Annotated in this window: 15 protein-coding genes and 1 tRNA gene; 12 read left to right on the top strand and 4 right to left on the bottom strand. The window is 70.3% G+C overall.

Annotated elements, in window-relative coordinates; genetic code table 11:
- Positions 1-24: 24 nt before the first annotated feature.
- On the bottom strand, positions 25-225 hold the full coding sequence (locus tag M4D54_RS13875) for a nitrous oxide-stimulated promoter family protein (RefSeq protein WP_396121497.1): 201 nt from the start codon (positions 223-225) through the stop codon (positions 25-27).
- A 535-nt stretch (positions 226-760) separates the two neighbouring features.
- On the opposite strand from M4D54_RS13875, the gene M4D54_RS12240 reads away from it, so the two are divergent.
- From M4D54_RS12240 to M4D54_RS12230, 3 genes are all read left to right on the top strand, one after another.
- On the top strand, positions 761-2,638 hold the full coding sequence (locus M4D54_RS12240) for a ribonucleoside triphosphate reductase (RefSeq protein ID WP_259891836.1): 1,878 nt from the start codon (positions 761-763) through the stop codon (positions 2,636-2,638).
- On the top strand, positions 2,635-3,402 hold the full coding sequence (locus tag M4D54_RS12235) for an anaerobic ribonucleoside-triphosphate reductase activating protein (RefSeq protein WP_259891835.1): 768 nt from the start codon (positions 2,635-2,637) through the stop codon (positions 3,400-3,402). The genes M4D54_RS12240 and M4D54_RS12235 overlap by 4 nt, the downstream gene beginning before the upstream one ends.
- A gap of 119 nt (positions 3,403-3,521) precedes the next feature.
- Positions 3,522-4,928, top strand: coding sequence for a GntP family permease (locus tag M4D54_RS12230; protein ID WP_259891834.1), 1,407 nt, complete (start codon positions 3,522-3,524; stop codon positions 4,926-4,928).
- On the opposite strand, the gene M4D54_RS12225 is transcribed toward M4D54_RS12230, so the two are convergent.
- Positions 4,901-6,367 (bottom strand): DUF418 domain-containing protein, encoded by a 1,467-nt coding sequence (locus M4D54_RS12225; RefSeq protein WP_259891833.1) that lies wholly within the window; start codon positions 6,365-6,367, stop codon positions 4,901-4,903. The genes M4D54_RS12230 and M4D54_RS12225 overlap by 28 nt on opposite strands.
- A 217-nt stretch (positions 6,368-6,584) precedes the next feature.
- On the opposite strand from M4D54_RS12225, the gene nrdF reads away from it, so the two are divergent.
- Together nrdF and M4D54_RS12215 are read left to right on the top strand one after the other, a co-directional pair.
- The gene (gene nrdF / locus M4D54_RS12220) at positions 6,585-7,553 is read left to right on the top strand and encodes a class 1b ribonucleoside-diphosphate reductase subunit beta (RefSeq protein WP_193866753.1); all 969 of its coding nucleotides are present in this window, start codon (positions 6,585-6,587) and stop codon (positions 7,551-7,553) included.
- 242 nt (positions 7,554-7,795) lie between these two features.
- Positions 7,796-8,086, top strand: a complete 291-nt coding sequence (locus tag M4D54_RS12215) for a GlsB/YeaQ/YmgE family stress response membrane protein (protein WP_259891831.1) — start codon at positions 7,796-7,798, stop codon at positions 8,084-8,086.
- 95 nt (positions 8,087-8,181) lie between these two features.
- On the opposite strand, the gene M4D54_RS12210 is transcribed toward M4D54_RS12215, so the two are convergent.
- Positions 8,182-8,838, bottom strand: a complete 657-nt coding sequence (locus M4D54_RS12210; protein WP_259891830.1) for a YigZ family protein — start codon at positions 8,836-8,838, stop codon at positions 8,182-8,184.
- Between the two features lie 108 nt (positions 8,839-8,946).
- Here M4D54_RS12210 and M4D54_RS12205 point away from each other — a divergent pair, with 108 nt between their 5' ends.
- From M4D54_RS12205 to M4D54_RS12185, 5 genes are all read left to right on the top strand, one after another.
- The gene (locus tag M4D54_RS12205) at positions 8,947-9,540 is read left to right on the top strand and encodes a hypothetical protein (RefSeq protein ID WP_259891828.1); all 594 of its coding nucleotides are present in this window, start codon (positions 8,947-8,949) and stop codon (positions 9,538-9,540) included.
- 207 nt (positions 9,541-9,747) lie between these two features.
- On the top strand, positions 9,748-10,287 hold the full coding sequence (locus M4D54_RS12200; RefSeq protein WP_259891826.1) for a (2Fe-2S)-binding protein: 540 nt from the start codon (positions 9,748-9,750) through the stop codon (positions 10,285-10,287).
- A complete protein-coding gene (locus M4D54_RS12195; protein WP_259891825.1) occupies positions 10,284-11,315 on the top strand; it encodes a xanthine dehydrogenase family protein subunit M in 1,032 nt (343 codons plus the stop codon). Before M4D54_RS12200 ends, M4D54_RS12195 begins: the two co-directional genes overlap by 4 nt.
- The gene (locus M4D54_RS12190) at positions 11,308-13,380 is read left to right on the top strand and encodes a xanthine dehydrogenase family protein molybdopterin-binding subunit (RefSeq protein ID WP_259891823.1); all 2,073 of its coding nucleotides are present in this window, start codon (positions 11,308-11,310) and stop codon (positions 13,378-13,380) included. The genes M4D54_RS12195 and M4D54_RS12190 overlap by 8 nt, the downstream gene beginning before the upstream one ends.
- Entirely contained in the window at positions 13,377-14,018 is a 642-nt protein-coding gene (locus M4D54_RS12185; RefSeq protein WP_259891820.1) for an NTP transferase domain-containing protein, read from the top strand. Before M4D54_RS12190 ends, M4D54_RS12185 begins: the two co-directional genes overlap by 4 nt.
- Positions 14,019-14,022: 4 nt before the next feature.
- Here M4D54_RS12185 and M4D54_RS12180 read toward each other — a convergent pair whose 3' ends face one another.
- Positions 14,023-15,198, bottom strand: a complete 1,176-nt coding sequence (locus tag M4D54_RS12180; RefSeq protein WP_259891819.1) for an XdhC family protein — start codon at positions 15,196-15,198, stop codon at positions 14,023-14,025.
- Between the two features lie 61 nt (positions 15,199-15,259).
- Here M4D54_RS12180 and M4D54_RS12175 point away from each other — a divergent pair, with 61 nt between their 5' ends.
- Together M4D54_RS12175 and M4D54_RS12170 are read left to right on the top strand one after the other, a co-directional pair.
- Entirely contained in the window at positions 15,260-15,859 is a 600-nt protein-coding gene (locus M4D54_RS12175; RefSeq protein ID WP_259891818.1) for a hypothetical protein, read from the top strand.
- A 53-nt stretch (positions 15,860-15,912) separates the two neighbouring features.
- Positions 15,913-15,985, top strand: a tRNA-Lys gene (locus tag M4D54_RS12170).
- Positions 15,986-16,110 lie beyond the last annotated feature (125 nt).

Raw genomic sequence — 16,110 nt, 5'->3', positions numbered from 1 at the left:
CCCCCCCCCCGGTTCGTCCTTGCGTCAGGTGCGATTTTTCAGCCGGCGGATCCGGGCGCGCACACTACCCACGAAGTGCCGTGCACCCTGCCGAGCGAAGCCGCTGGTCCACGACCGCGGCCCCGCGCAGCGCATCATCTGGCGGTCCCAGGCGCGCTCCTCGGCCTTGAAGCAGCGCACCTCGCAGTGCGCACAGAACGGCGTGGGGTCCAGCGTGCAGAACACTCACAGGGCCATCTCTGGGGCACCCCGGTCGACGGCGGGCGCTGAGAGCTCTCGTGCCGAGAGGTGCGCAGTTGGCGATCAGGGCCAGCCGTTCCGCCAACTCAGCACACCTTGAGCCCGCATGTCACGCATCAGGGTCGTGACACGCTCTCCAGGGCGGAGTTGGCCGCCCAGAGAGCGGCGTAGAGCACCCCGGCCACCGGCCAGATCACCCCGGCGAGTGCCACCATCAGCAGCGTGCCGCACACGGCGAGCAGGGGCAGGCGTCCATCGGGGACCTTGGTCCTCCCGGCGCCGGTTTCGTCGCAACCAGAACTACTACACCTGGGGGTGTCGGCGTGTTGCGACCCCAACATGTTGTGGTCGATTCCTACGGTGGCAGAGCCGCGGCGCACACCACACACCCGCAGCATTGCGCGCCACCCGTGCCCACACCCGTACCCCGTCCCGAAGGAGAGAGCCCATGACCGCGTCCCCGAAGCAGCCCGCCCCGATCGAGCCCACCGAGCCCGGCGCGGCCCCCGTCGGCCGCCGCATGATCGATCCGGTCGCCACCGTCACCGAGTACGTGGACCGCTCCGACTGGCGCGTCAACGCCAACGCCAACCAGGGCTACTCCGTGGGCGGGCTGGTGCTCAACGCCGCGGGCAAGATGATCGCCAACTACTGGCTGGACGAGGTGTTCAGCCCCGAGGCGGGCCGTGCCCACCGCGACGGGGACATCCACATCCACGACCTCGACATGCTCACCGGGTACTGCGCCGGCTGGTCACTGCGCCGTCTGCTCGAGGAGGGCTTCAACGGTGTGCCCGGGGCGATCGCCGCCGCCCCGCCCAAGCACTTCTCCTCGGCCTGCGGGCAGATCGTCAACTTCCTGGGCACCCTGCAGAACGAGTGGGCCGGCGCCCAGGCCTTCAGCTCCTTCGACACCTACATGGCGCCGTTCGTGCGCCTGGATGACATGACCTACGAGCAGGTGCTGCAGTGCATGCAGGAGCTGATCTACAACCTCAACGTGCCCAGCCGCTGGGGCTCGCAGTGCCCCTTCACCAACCTCACCTTCGACTGGACCTGCCCAGAGGACCTGCAGGGCCAGCACCCCCTGATCGGCGAGCAGCTGTGCGACTTCACCTACGGCGATCTCCAGCACGAGATGGACCTGGTCAACCGGGCCTACATCGAGGTGATGACCGCGGGCGACGCTGACGGGCGCGCCTTCACCTTCCCCATCCCCACCTACAACATCACCCGCGACTTCGACTGGGAGGCCGAGAACACCCAGCGGCTGTTCGCGATGACCGCGAAGTACGGACTGCCCTACTTCCAGAACTTCATCAACTCCGACCTGGACCCCGGGATGATCCGCTCGATGTGCTGCCGCCTGCAGCTGGACCTGCGCGAGCTGCTCAAGCGCGGCAACGGCCTGTTCGGCTCCGCGGAGCTCACCGGCTCCATCGGCGTGGTCACGGTCAACATGGCGCGCCTGGGCTACCTGTACGCCGGGGACGAGGACGCGCTGATCGCCGAGCTGGACCGCCTGCTCGAGGTGGGCAAGGACACCCTGGAGAAGCGGCGGGCCACCGTGCAGGAGCTGATCGACGGCGGCCTGTACCCGTACACCAAGCGGTACATGGGCCACCTGGGCAACCACTTCTCCACCCTCGGGGTCAACGGGATGAATGAGATGGTCCGCAACTTCACCGGCGATGCCCACGACCTGATGGACGAGTTCGGGCAGCAGATGTGCCTGCGGATCCTCGACCACGTGCGCGAGACGATGGTGCGGTACCAGGAGGAGACCGGGAACCTGTACAACCTGGAGGCCACCCCGGCCGAGGGCGCCACCTACCGCTTCGCCAAGGAGGACCGCGCGCGCTTCCCCGGCATCCTCACCGCCGGCACCACCGCCAACCCGTACTACACCAACTCCTCCCAGATCCCCGTGGGCGCCACCGAGGACCCCTTCGAGGCGCTCGAGCTGCAGGAGGAGCTGCAGTCCAAGTACACGGGCGGCACCGTGCTGCACCTGTACATGAACGACGCGATGAGCTCGGCGACCACCTGCCGGGAACTCGTGCGCAGAGCACTGACCCGGTTCCACCTGCCGTACCTGACCATCACCCCCACCTTCTCGATCTGCCCCAGCCACGGCTACCTCACCGGCGAGCACCACCAGTGCGAGCGCTGTGGTGAAGCCTGCGAGGTGTGGACCCGTGTGATGGGCTACTTCCGGCCCGTGTCCTCCTTCAACATCGGCAAGAAGGGCGAGTACGCCGAGCGCACCTTCTTCACCGAGCAGGCCTCCGGCGTAGGCGGCTGCCAGGAGGCGGCCGACGGGCCCGCTGCGGCGGCCGACGAGCCCGCGGCCGCGACCGGCCGCCCAGGGGCCGTGATCACCCCGGTGACGGCGTGAGCCCTCTGTCCAGCCTGGCGGCACCGGACCTGCGCATCGCAGGTCTGGTGCCGCTGTCCACCGTGGACTGGCCCGGCCGCCTGGTGGCCACGGTGTTCTGCCAGGGCTGCCCCTGGCGCTGCACCTACTGCCACAACACCGCGATCCTGGACGCCCATGCCCCTGGCGCCGTGCCCTTCGGTGAGCTGGGTCGGCTCCTGGAGCGACGGGGAGGGCTGCTGGACGGCGTGGTGTTCAGTGGGGGAGAGGCCACCATGCAGCACGCTCTGGTGCCTGCCGCCCGCGCCGTTCGCGAACGCGGCTTCGCGGTTGGGCTGCACACCGGCGGGGCCTTCCCCACCCGGATGCAGGCCCTGCTCGGGGTCGACACCGACGGGCATCGCGCCTGCTCACCGCTGGTGGACTGGGTGGGGTTCGACGTGAAGGCCGCGCCGGCCGGCTACACGGACCTGGTGGGACGGGCCGGTGCCTGGCGGCGAAGTGCGAAGTCCCTCCAGTTGCTGCTGGCCTCCGGTGTGGACCACGAACTGCGGATGACGGTCACCCCGCAGTTGATCGACCAGGTCCCCGCGGTGATCGAGACCGTCCACCGCGGCGGCGGCACGCACCTGGTGCTGCAGAAGGCACGGTCCGACGGTGCAGAGAGCGGCTTCGCCAGGCAGCTGGCTGCAGTGCCGGACTGGACGGAGCGATTCGACGCTGCCGCGCACAGAGCACGGCAGCTCGGAGCGCAGCAGGGCCTTGAGATCACGGTCCGAGCGTGACGGGGCCGTGACCCGCGCCAGCGCCGGTCCGAGGAAGGGCGGTCCTAGGATGACAGTGACGGGGTCCCCCGTCAGTGAATCCTGGCCCGTCCCTGTTCCCCTGCCCGTTTGGAGTCGTCATGGATGACCTCGTCCTCAACTGGGAACTCGGCACAGCCGGGCTGCTGATCGTGGCAGTCTCGGCCATCGCCGTACTTCTCATCCTCATCATGGCCTTCAAGGTCCATGCATTCCTCGCCCTGATGATCACCTCGATCGGAACGGCCCTGGCTGCGGGCATCGCCCCGGCCAGCGTGCTGCCCGCCCTCGCCTTCGGCTTCAACACGACCCTGGGCAACGTCATGCTGCTGGTCGCACTCGGCGCGATGCTGGGCAGGATGATCGAGACCTCCGGCGGCGCCCAGGTGCTCGCCGACCGGATGATCGACCTGGTCGGCGAGAAGCGGGCCGGCTTCGGCCTGTCCCTGGCCAGCCTGCTGATGGGCTTCCCCATCTTCTTCGACGCCGGCCTGGTGGTCATGATGCCCATCATCTACGCCGTGGCCCGACGGGTCGGCGGCTCCTTCCTGTCCATCGCGCTGCCCTCGGCGGTGGCTTTCAGCGCCATGCACATCTTCGCCCCGCCGCATCCCGGCCCGGTGGCCGCCTCCGGCATCGTCGGTGCTGACATCGGCCTGGTGATGCTGGTGGGTCTCGTGTTCGCTGTCATCATCTGGTACCTGGTGGGCGTGCTGCTGGCACCCCGCCTGGGCATGCGCTTCGACATCCCGGTGCCGGACATCCTCGAGGGCGACACGGACGAGATGGGTTTCTCCTCCAGCCCCCGCGTCCCCACCATCATCGGCCTGCTGCTGCTGCCGTTGATCCTCATCCTGCTGAACACCGGTCTGAACACCATCGGTTCGACCCGTCCGGACAAGGACGCGTTCCTGGCCGACGGCGTGGTCTCGACCCTGCGCCTGCTGGGTGAGACCCCGATCGCCCTGCTGATCACCGTGATCGTCTCGATGTTCGTGCTGGGCTGGGGTGCCGGCAAGAAGGGCACCCTGATCGAGAAGGTGGCTGATTCAGCCCTGGGGCCGATCTGCTCGGTGGTGCTGGTGACCGGTGCCGGCGGCATGTTCGGCGGTGTGCTGCGCGTGACCGGGATCGGGGACGCCGTGGCGGATTCGCTGAACAACGTCGGCCTGCCGGTGATCGTGGCGGCCTACCTGATCGCCCAGATCGTGCGCCTGGCACAGGGCTCGGCCACCGTGGCTCTGACCACCGCGGCCTCCCTGATGGCCGGCGTGATCGCCGCCAGCGACTTCAGCCCCCTGCAGGTGGTCGCGATCGTGATGGCGATGTCGGCCGGCTCGGTGGGCTTCTCCCACGTCAACGACTCCGGCTTCTGGCTGGTCAGCAGGTTCTTCGGGATGGACATGAAGCAGACCCTGGCCACCTGGACTCTCATTCAGGGCGCGATGGCCATCGTCGGCTTCACCCTGTCCTACATCCTCTACGGCATCGCCTCGGCGATCGGCTGAGCCCCTGCCTGCGCCGCCGCATCCTGCTTCCCGTAGGTGAGGCGGCGCAGCAGACGCTCAGCCGGACCCCGCATGTCCCTCGATGCCATCCACCCGGCGATCAGCACCGAGATCAGCCACACCCCCAGTGCCAGAGCGGTCGAGGTGGTGGTGGACAGCTGCTGTCCCAGGCCGAAGCCCCAGGCGGCCAGCAGGGGAGCGAAGATGATCGACTGGAACAGGTAGAAGGTGAGCGAACGCTGCCCCACCGCGGCAATGGCGCGCACCGGGGCACTCACCTGCCGTGTCATCTCCGGTGCCACCGGTGATGCCGGGGCCCCGTAGGAGCGTGAGGCCACCAGAGCGGACCGGGCATCGGGGGAGAGGTCACGCTTGCGCACGGCCGGTTCGGGGGCCTCGGCGGGCGCTGCGGTTGTATTCGTCGCGGGACGGGTGCGTCCCTCCAGGTGCGCCGCGATCAGGCCGAACGCAGCGGCGTACCCGATGCCGCAGGCCACGCCGGAGATCATCTCGGTGCCCATGAACGTCCAGAACAGCACGTCCGGCAGGTCCAGCACCCCCAGCATCGGCAGGATCCGCGTCAGGCCCCCGGCCCAACCGATCGTGATCCCGACGGCGGCCGTCAGGCGCAGCAGGCGCATGTGGTTCCAGGGTTCGTCCAGGACACGGTGGCGCGCCGCCAGCCATCCCAGCATGATCGAGACCGGGACGGCGAACCCGAGGGCCGTGGAGGGCAAGCTGAAGGCCCACATCCCCGCTCGGAGCCCCGCGGCCACCAGGTAGTTCGACTGCCCGTGGGCGATGTCCCGGAACGACCCCATGGAGAAGGAGGCGCCGCCGGCATCCATGGCCTCCAGGATGTCCGGCTGGGTGGAGAGGTACAGGCCGCTGACCACGGAGCCCAGGGAGTACAGGGCGAACAGGGCCGTCGCCACGCTGATCCAGATCAGCAGGGTGCGATCGCGCCGTCCGAAGAAGATCCACACCAGCAGCAGCCCGGCGATCGCGTAGGCCCCCAGGATGTCGCCGAGGAACAGCAGCAGGGCGTGCAGGAACCCCAGCAGCAGCATCGCCCAATGGCGGCGACGCAGCATGCGCCGCACGGTGCGGTGCTCGAGGCCGCGATCGATGCGGGAGCGGAAGAACTGCACCATGCCGTACCCGAACAGGAAGGCGAACAGCGGGAAGCTGCGGCCGTCCACCCCCAGGCCCATCACCACCTGGATCGCCGTGTCCAGGGCATTGCGGGCCGGCACGTGGATCCCGAACGCCCCGGCCTCCTGGCCCCACAGGAACCAGGGCACGTTCGCCATCGCGATCAGGGCGAGCATCAGGCCGCGCGCGAGATCGGGCGCGAGGGAACGAGGTGGGCGTGCCTGCGTATCGGGGCAGCCCTCGCGGATACGAGGGCGTGCGGGGACCGGTTCGGTGGCGCTCACGATGATCGACCCTCTCGTCTCGTGGGGCTGTGGTTCGACCGTAGCCGCCTCGCTGCCAGCGCGCACCCCGACGAAGGTCGCCGTTCCTGGCGGGTGGTGGCGCGGTGGTGGCGCGGCCCACCGTGGGCAACCGGGTACCGCGGTCCCTTTGGGCACCGCCTCTGCCTAGACTGGCAGGCATCCGAACCCGACCCCTGAAGGAGCAAGTGAGGCAGCGGTGAACGACCACCTGAAGACGTCTGTCCAGGCGATCAACTGGAACCGGATCCCCGATCCCAAGGACCAGGAGGTATGGGACCGCCTGACCGGCAACTTCTGGCTGCCGGAGAAGGTGCCGCTGTCCAACGACATTCCCTCCTGGGGCCGTCTGAGCGAGCAGGAGCAGACCCTGGTGATGCGGGTGTTCACCGGCCTCACCCTGCTGGACACCGTCCAGGGCACCGTCGGCGCCGTCTCCCTCATCCCCGATGCGGTCACCCCGCACGAGGAGGCGGTGTACACCAACATCGCGTTCATGGAGTCGGTGCACGCGAAGTCCTACAGCCAGATCTTCTCGACCCTCTCGAGCACCAAGCAGATCGACGAGGCCTTCCGCTGGAGCGAGTTCAACGAGCCGCTGCAGAAGAAGGCCAAGATCGTCATGAGCTACTACCAGGGCGATGACCCGGAGAAGCGCAAGGTGGCCTCCACCCTGCTGGAGTCCTTCCTGTTCTACTCCGGCTTCTACCTGCCCATGCACTACTCCAGCCACGGCGAGCTCACCAACACCGCCGACATCATCCGGCTGATCATCCGTGACGAGGCCGTGCACGGCTACTACATCGGCTACAAGTTCCAGAAGGCACTGGAGAAGGCCTCGCCCGAGCGTCGCGCCGAGATGAAGGACTACACCTTCTCGCTGCTCATGGAGCTGTACGACAACGAGGAGGAGTACACCGAGGATCTCTACGACCCGGTGGGCTGGACCGAGGAGGTCAAGACCTTCCTGCGGTACAACGCCAACAAGGCGCTGATGAACCTGGGCTACGAGGGCCTGTTCCCCTCCGAGGCCACCGAGGTGAACCCGGCGATCCTTGCCTCGCTGTCGCCGAACGCGGATGAGAACCACGACTTCTTCTCCGGCTCCGGCTCCAGCTACGTGATGGGCAAGGCTGTGGAGACCGAGGACGACGACTGGGACTTCTGAACCGGCCGTGCCGGGGAGTGTGCGGGCTAAAGGTGTTGTAAAGCCCACCTTCGGATATGCACAACTTCTTCGCGCATCCGGCACGCTCAAAGTGTCACAAAGCGGGGCGAATCGGTCACCATAACGCCGGAATTCCTGTACTTCTGACCGCTAGGTCGGCCGCGTGTTCCACCATGCGAGCGTCATCTGGGGCAGAATGGTCGCCGTAGTCCCTGATCCCTTCCCCTGATTGGAGAAAAACAATGGGTATTCTCTGGGCCATCATTTCCTGGATCATCATCGGTGCCATCATCGGCCTGATCGCTCGCGCCATCATGCCGGGCAAGCAGTCGATGGGCCTTGGCCTGACCATCGTCCTGGGCGTCGTCGGCGCCATCGTCGGTGGCTTCCTCGGCGGCCTGTTCGGTGGTGACGGCATCTCCGGCATCATGAACAACCCGTGGAGCATCGGCACCATCCTGCTCGCCGTCATCGGCGCCCTGATCGTCATGGTCATCTACGGCTTCGCCACCAAGGGCAGCAACCGCGTCTGATCCACATGCGCTTCGCCTGACACGTCAGGCACACATCACCGCAGTGCCGTCCCCGACTCAGGTCGGGGGCGGCGCTGTGCTTCTGCTCGCGTCGGTCACGCCATGGGCACGTCCGCAGCGCGGTGGCCCGCCTCGGTGACGCGTACGCGACCGGAGGACCAGCGGGCCACATCGGCTGCGAAGTCCTCGAGCAGCGGCGGGTCCAGCAGCACGTCCAGCCGGGCGAGCCGGGAGGTGTACTCGGTGGGCTCCGCCTGTGCGCTGTGGGCGCCGGCCCACACCCGTACCGCGTTCTCGGCGATGCCCACCTCAGCCAGCGGCACCTCCAGGCGCGCCACCACGAGCTCCGTGCGCCGCAGCAGGGTCGCGGCCGCCACGGCCTGCTCCACCCCGGCGGTGTAGGCGCGCAGCAGACCCCCCGCCCCCAGCTTCACCCCACCGAAGTAGCGGATCACCACCGCCAGGGTGTCGGTGAGATCAGCGTGCAGCAGCGCTTGCAGCATCGGCATGCCGGCGGTGCCGGAGGGCTCCCCGTCGTCGTTGGAGCGATGGACGGGCGCGGCGTCGAATGTGGCACCGATGACCAGGGCAGTGCAGTGATGGCGTGCATCAGGGTGATCGGTGCGCGCGGCGCGGATGCGCTCCTCGGCCTGCTCGACCGAGGTGACGCGGTGCAAGCGGGTGAGGAAGCGGGAGCGACGCTCGACCAGTTCGGTCTCGACGTCGGCGGCGAGTACGAACAGATCGGACATACGGAAAGTCTAGGCGCGTTGCCGTGCGGGAACCGGTTCGAGCGCGACGGCGCGGGGGTGACAGGGGATACGCTGATCGCGGCCGCAGCTTCGACCCGGGAGGTCCCGATGTCCACGTCCCAGCCCGCACCTCAGCCCCACTCCGACCCAGCGCCCGGCTTCGCTCCGGAGTCCGGCTCCGCCCCCGCGCCCCGGAAGAAGTCCAAGGGTCCGGCGATCCTCATGGTCCTGGGTGGCATCATCCTGCTGCTCAGCCTGATCATCGGCACGATCCTCACCGTGGTCGGTGTGGGTAATACCGCCGACGGTCTGAGCGAGATCGAGCAGTTGCCCGGCGGCAGCGGCAGCATCACCGCGGAGGAGGGGGACGTGCTCCAGCTGTACGCGCCCGAGGGAACCACCGCCACCTGCACCATCATGACCCCGGACGGGGCTGAGCCCGGCCCGGGCACCAACCAGTCCAGCAGCACCACCATCGACGGCGCCACCTGGGTCTCCTTCGACTCCTTCGAGGCCACCGCTACCGGCGAGCACCAGATCGACTGCGACAGCCCCCAGGTGGCCGTGGGCCCGCCCGTCTCCCTGGGCGGCATCTTCGGCGCCATCGGCGGCGTGCTGCTGGGCATCGGCGGCGGCATCCTGGGCTTCCTGCTGCTGCTGGCCGGCCTGATCTGGTGGCTGGTCACCCGCAAGAAGGACTGACGTCCGTCGAGCCGCCGTTCTTCACCTGGCTGGCACCCCCAGCGCGAGCGAGCGCTCGTACGTGCTGCGGCCGCGCCGGTCCGGCCACTGGGAAGACCGTCGTGCGCCTCGGTGCAGGCGAACGATCGGTCGGTGCCCGCCGGAACCGTTTGCCGAGCCCCCGGGCGGCCGGTACGGTCGAATCCCGACCTGATCCGGAGGTGCCCGATGGGCCATCCAGTCCACCTCATCGTCGATGGTCAGCCGCATGACCTGACCGTCGACCCGCGCACCACCCTGCTCGACGCGCTGCGGGACCACCTGGGGAACATGTCCCCGAAGAAGGGCTGCGACCACGGCCAGTGCGGTGCCTGCACCGTGCTGGTCGACGGGCGACGGCTGAACTCCTGCCTGCTGCTGGCCGTGTCCCTCGACGGCGCGGAGGTGCTCACCTCGGACGGCCTCGCCACCGACGGCGAACTCTCCGCCCTGCACACCGCTTTCCTCGAGCAGGACGCCTTCCAGTGCGGCTACTGCACCCCCGGGCAGATCTGCTCCGCAACCGGCGTGCTCCGCGAGGCGGCCGGGGGGCACCCCAGCGTGGTCACCGAGGACCACGGCCACGACCACCCGATCGAGCTCACCGAGGACGAGATCCGCGAGCGCATGAGCGGGAACCTGTGCCGCTGCGGCGCCTACGTCAACATCGTCGCCGCCGTCCAGCAGGCGGCCGGGGCGAGCGAAGCGAGCGAGGGGACGGACCGATGAGACCCTTCGACTACGTACGCGCGGACGACCCCGCCGGCGCCGTCGCCGCAATCGCCGAACGACCCGGCGCGGCCTACCTCGCCGGCGGCACCAACCTCGTCGACCACCTCAAGCTCGGGATCACCGCCCCCGATCTGCTGGTCGACCTCGGCCGCCTCGACCTCGCGGACATCGAGGAGCTCCCGGACGGCGGCCTGCGCGTCGGCGCCATGGTCCGCAACAGCGATCTGGCCGCCGATCCGCGCGTGCGTCGCGACCACCCGATGCTCTCCCGCGCCCTCCTCTCAGGCGCCTCGGGCCAGTTGCGCAACGCCGCCACCACCGGCGGGAACCTGCTGCAGCGCACCCGCTGCGTCTACTTCCAGGACCCCACCACCCCCTGCAACAAGCGTGCCCCGGGCAGCGGCTGCTCGGCGCTCGGCGGATACACCCGCTACCACGCGATCCTCGGCGCCTCCGACGCGTGCATCGCCACCCACCCCTCCGACATGGCGGTCGCGCTCGCCGCCCTGGACGCGACCGTGGTGGTGCTGGGCTGCGACGGCGAGAAGCGTCTGCCCCTGACCACGCTGCACCGCCTTCCGGGGGACGAGCCCGAGCGCGACACTGTCCTCGAGCACGGCGACCTGATCACCGCCGTCGAGCTGCCCCCGCCGGACTGCGCCGCCCGCACCCGTTCCACGTATCGCAAGATCCGCGACCGCGCCTCCTACGCCTTCGCCCTGGTCTCGGTCGCCGCGGTGCTCGAGCTCGACCCGGACGCCGCGCGGCCCACGATCCGCTCCGCGAGGATCGCCCTCGGAGGCGTCGCCCACGCCCCCTGGCGGGCTCGCCGCGCCGAGCAGCTCCTCGCCGGCGCCCCCGCCACCCGCGATAGCTTCCGCCGGGCCGCGGCGGCCGAGCTCGAGCGGGCCCGGCCCGTCGCGGGCAACGAGTTCAAGGTGACGATGGCCCAGGGCGTGATGGTGAGCGTGCTCGCCGAGCTCGCCGGCCTGGGCGAGGAGAACGAGGAGCCCCGTGATGAGTGACCTCCTGCGCGCCTCCGCGATCGGCACTGGACGGGTGCGTCTGGACGGGCCCGACAAGGTGCGCGGCCTCGCCCCCTACGCCTACGAGCACCCGGTCGAGGATCCGCTCCATCTCTTCCCGCTGTGCTCGACGATCGCGCTCGGCCGCGTCACCTCGATCGACGCCACAGCCGCGCTCGCGCTCGACGGGGTAGTGCGCGTGATCACCCACGAGAACGCCCTCCGGCTCGCCGACACCGAGGACGGCGAGCTGGCTATCCTCCAGGACGACCGGATCGGCTTCCGCGGCCAGTACCTCGGCGCCGTCCTCGCCGAGACCCCGGAGACGGCCCGCCACGCCGCCGACCTCGTCGTGGTCACCACCGAGGCTGCGCCGCACGACGCCGAGTTCCGCCCCGACCACCCCGCAGTGCGCGAACCCGAGGGCGGCGCCGACGACATCGACACCGGTGACCTCGAGGCCGCGCTCGCCGCCGCGGAGATCGTGCTGGACCAGCGGTACTCCACCCCTCTCGAGCACAACAACCCGATGGAGCCGCACACCACCATCGCCCGCTGGGACGGCGCGCAGCTCACGCTGTGGACCTCCACCCAGGGCGTGCATCCTGCGCGACAGACCCTCGCCCCGATACTGGGTATCGACCCCGAGCAGCTGCGGATCATCAGCCCGCACGTCGGCGGCGGCTTCGGCTCCAAGGGCCTGCCCCACGCGGACATGATGCTCACAGCGATGGCCGCGCACGCCGTGCCCGGCCGCGCCGTGAAGCACGCCGTCACCCGCCAGCACATGTTCGCGCTGACCGGGTACCGGCCCGCCACCTCCCAGCACCTCCGGATCGGGGCCCGGGCCGACGGCACGATCACCGCCTTCGGGCTCGAGGCGGTCTCCAGCTCCTCGCACACCAAGGAGTTCCCCGAGATGGCGATCAAGCCCTCTCGGCAGATGTACGCCGGCGAGCACCGTCGCATCACCCAGCGCGTGCTCCCGCTGGACATCGCCGTCCCCTCCTGGATGCGCGCCCCCGGCGAGGCACCGGGGATGGTGGGCCCGGAGATCATGATGGACGAGCTCGCCGAGGCCTGTGGGCTGGACCCGATCGAGCTGCGGGTGCGCAACGAGCCGGAGCGTGACCCCGACACCGGGATGCCATTCAACCGACGCCGGCTGATCGACTGCCTGCGCGAGGGCGCCGACCGCTTCGGCTGGGCCGACCGCGCCCCGCGGCCCCGTGCCCGCCGGGAGGGCGGATGGCTGATCGGCACCGGCGTCGCCTCGTCGACCTACCCCGCATCCAGGCAGCCCGGCTCGAAGGCCCGGATCCGTCACGAGGCGGGGGTCTACGAGGTGGCCATCGGCGCCGCCGACCTCGGCACCGGCACCTGGACCGCCCTCACCCAGGTCGCCGCCGACGCCCTCGAGGTCGACCCCGCCGACATCGCGCTGCGGATCGGCGACACCGCGCTGCCGAACGCGACCGTCGCCGGCGGCTCCACCGGGCTCGCCAGCTGGAGCGCGGCTGTGCTGGCCGCCGCGGACGCCTTCCGTCGCGAGCACGGCACCGCCCCGGCCGACGGCGTCGAGGCGATCGGGGAGGCGGCGGAGAACCCTGCCGAGAAGCAGTTCGCCATGCACTCCTATGGCGCCCAGTTCGCCAAGGTCCGCGTCCAGGAGGAGACCGGTGAGATCCGTGTGGACCGCATGCTCGGGGTGTTCTCCGTCGGGCGGATCATCAACCCCCGCACCGCCCGCTCGCAGCTCCTCGGTGGGATGACCATGGGGGTGGGGATGGCGCTGCTCGAGAAGGGTGAGCTCGACCCCCGCTTCGGACACGTCGTCAACCACGACCTCGCCGAGTACCACGTGCCCGTCAACGCCGACATCCGCTCCCTCGAGGCGTACTGGCTGGACGAGGAGGACCCCCAGGCCGGGCCGCTCGGCGCGCGCGGCATCGGGGAGATCGGCATCGTCGGCGCCGCCGCGGCGATCGCCAACGCCGTCCACCACGCCACCGGGGTGCGGGTGCGGGACCTGCCCGTGTTCGGCAGCGACCTCCTGGCGCGGTGAGCGACGCGTCGATCGACGCCCCCCGGCCGGCGGCCGCGCCTCCCGTCGGCCTGCTCCTCGCCGCGGGCGCCGGACGGCGCCTGGGTCGCGGCCCGAAGGCACTGCTGCTCCTGCGCGGCGTCCCCCTGGTGGAGCACGTCGCTCGCGCCCTGCGCGAGGGCGGGTGCGCCGAGGTCGTGGTCGTCACCGGTGCGGGCGCCGAGCGGGTGGGCTCCGTCGTGGACAAGATGCCGTGGGCGCGCACGGAGCAGAACCCGCGCTGGCGCGAGGGGATGGGGACCTCCCTGCGCACTGGCCTTGCCGCGATCGGACCGGGCCGCGACGTGCTGGTCACGCCGGTGGACCGCCCGGGGATGTGCGCGGCGGAGGTGGCCCGGGTGCTGGCCGCCCACCGCCCCGGAGGGATCACCGCCGCCGCCCACCGCGTGGCCTCCGGCGGGCTCCGACGGGGCCATCCGGTGCTGTTCGACGCCGCCTGGACCACCGCCGCCGCGGAGGCCGCGCACGCGGACGTGGGCGCCCGCGACCTGCTCCGCGCCCGACGGGATCACGTGCAGCTCGTGGACTGCACGGATCTCGACGACGGTGCGGACCTGGACCTGCCTGAGGACCTTTGGCGGCTGGACGCGCGTGGCTGACCTCTCAGCCGCTCGTAGCAGTGCGCGCATGCAGCGGACCGCTGCCGTCGCGCAGCGGCTCGACGGTGCGGCGCTCGGCCCGCACGGCCAGGATTTCCGCGAGGATCGCGATCGCCACCTCCGCAGGGCTCTCCGCCCCCAGGTCGAGGCCGATCGGGGAGCGCAGCCGCGACAGCGCCTCCTCGTCCACCCCGGCCTCGCGCAGCGCTGTGCGCCGATCGCGATCGCTGCGCCGGGACCCCATCGCACCGACGTAGGCGATGTCCAGTCGCAGAGCGGTGGCGAGCACCGGCACGTCGACCTTGGGATCGTGCGTGAGCACGCAGACCATGCTACGGGCATCGAGATCCCCGCGCTCCGCGGCCGCGGCAAGGAACCGGTGCGGCCAGGCACGCACCACCTCCGCCCCCGGGAACGCCGTGGGATCGGTGAACGCCGGCCGATGGTCGCACAGCGTGATCCGCAGCCCGAGCGGCCGCGCGGCCTCCACCAGCGCCTGCCCGAAGGCGTTCGCCCCGCACACCACCAGGTGCGCGGGCCGGATACGGGACTCGACGAACAGGTCGATCGTCGAGGCGCCCGCAGGGAGGCGGAGGGTGCCGGTGCGAGCCTCGCGGAGCATGGCGGCGACCTGTGCACTGCCCGCCTCGAGCAACTCCGGGGGCAGCAGCATCGTGAGCGCGCCGCGGACCTCCTCGGCCCCGTCGCCCGCGAGCAGGACAGCGCGTGGGCCGTCGGCGTCGTCACCCTCGGGGGCGACCGTCCGTGGTGCGTCGGACTCCCGCGGCAGCCGGGTCACGTAGGCGGCGGGGGAGGGGTCGTTGACCGTGCCGAGGGGGCTCTGCGTCCCCGGGGGCGGGGGAGCGAACGGCTGGATCAGCACCTCGAGCGAACCTCCGCACATCAGCCCGACGGCGAAGGCGTCCTCGTCGCTGAACCCGAAGCTCCGCAGGCTGCTCCTCCCGGTCTCGAGCGCTTCGCGGCAGGCCTCGAGCACCGCCCCCTCGACGCAGCCACCGGAGAGCGAGCCGTGCAGTGCGCCATCGGCGCCCACCAGCATCGAGGTGCCCACGGGCCGCGGCACGGAACCCTGGGCGGAGACGATGGTCGCGACGGCGCAGGGCACCGGATCGGAGGCGCGGGCGAGGCGCTCCCGGGCGCCGTCGAGGATGTCGAGCACCTCCTCAGCCTATGCTTCGGCCCCGATCGACACGACGGTTTCGACCCCTCGATCGGGCGGGGTGCAGATCACCAAGGCGGTGCTGCTGGTGGCGGCCGTCGGCGTCTCGACGGTGTGGATCCTGGCGCTCAACCGCTTCGATCTCTGCGAGGTGCTCGGCAGGGCCGTCGCGATCGAACTCGTCGACGGGCACCGAGAGACGTTACGGTTGCCCGGGCGTGGCATCTGGATCTCCCCATTGCGCAAGCGGGCCCCCACAGGGCACGTCGCCCGAGTTCGCCGTCCATTCGAACGGAGCCCGACCATGAGCGAAGCACCGAACCTGCACCCAGGAGAGACCGTCTTCAAGAAGGGCGGCGCCAACATGCAGCGGGGCATGGAGACCGTGGGCGGCAAGCTCACCCTCACCAACCAGCGGTTGCTGTTCGATGCCCATGCCCTGAACTTCCAGCGCGGAGCCACCGAGGTGTGGCTGCAGCAAGTGGTGGGCCAGAAGGGCGGATGGACCAAGTTCCTCGGCGCGATCCCGCTGGTGCCCAACTCGATCGTGCTCACCCTGGCCGGCGGCCAGGAACTCAGCTTCGTGGTCTCCGGACGCGCTAAGTGGCTCGCCGCGATCGAGAAGGCGCGTGGCGGCGGCGGGGTGGCCGCCTCCCGCTGACCTGCCAGCGCGACCGCCACTCGCGGGTAGACTGATCTGGCCCGAAAGGGCTGGGGCCTGTAGCTCAGTCGGCAGAGCATCGGACTTTTAATCCGCGGGTCGAGGGTTCGATCCCCTCCGGGCCCACCCTGGTCGAAGCCTGTCGTCGGCGGCATGGCCGCGTCCTGTGGGGAGTCGACGGGAACTTGGTCGCACGCCCGGCCCGTATGGCGGGGAGTGCCTGCCGGCTGCGTCCGCAGGACGAGCAGGGT

This window comes from Brachybacterium sp. p3-SID1565, from assembly GCF_025143785.1.
GTDB lineage: Bacteria > Actinomycetota > Actinomycetes > Actinomycetales > Dermabacteraceae > Brachybacterium > Brachybacterium epidermidis.
This window is presented reverse-complemented; position numbering and strand designations above follow the sequence as displayed.

Bases quoted from the DNA above. Each gene is read 5' to 3' on its own strand.
- M4D54_RS12240 (WP_259891836.1), top strand. From the start codon at position 761: ATGATCGATCCGGTCGCCACCGTCACCGAGTACGTGGACCGCTCCGAC.
- M4D54_RS12230 (WP_259891834.1), top strand. From the start codon at position 3,522: ATGGATGACCTCGTCCTCAACTGGGAACTCGGCACAGCCGGGCTGCTG.
- M4D54_RS12215 (WP_259891831.1), top strand. From the start codon at position 7,796: ATGGGTATTCTCTGGGCCATCATTTCCTGGATCATCATCGGTGCCATC.
- M4D54_RS12210 (WP_259891830.1), bottom strand. From the start codon at position 8,838: ATGTCCGATCTGTTCGTACTCGCCGCCGACGTCGAGACCGAACTGGTC.
- M4D54_RS12205 (WP_259891828.1), top strand. From the start codon at position 8,947: ATGTCCACGTCCCAGCCCGCACCTCAGCCCCACTCCGACCCAGCGCCC.
- M4D54_RS12200 (WP_259891826.1), top strand. From the start codon at position 9,748: ATGGGCCATCCAGTCCACCTCATCGTCGATGGTCAGCCGCATGACCTG.
- M4D54_RS12195 (WP_259891825.1), top strand. From the start codon at position 10,284: ATGAGACCCTTCGACTACGTACGCGCGGACGACCCCGCCGGCGCCGTC.
- M4D54_RS12190 (WP_259891823.1), top strand. From the start codon at position 11,308: ATGAGTGACCTCCTGCGCGCCTCCGCGATCGGCACTGGACGGGTGCGT.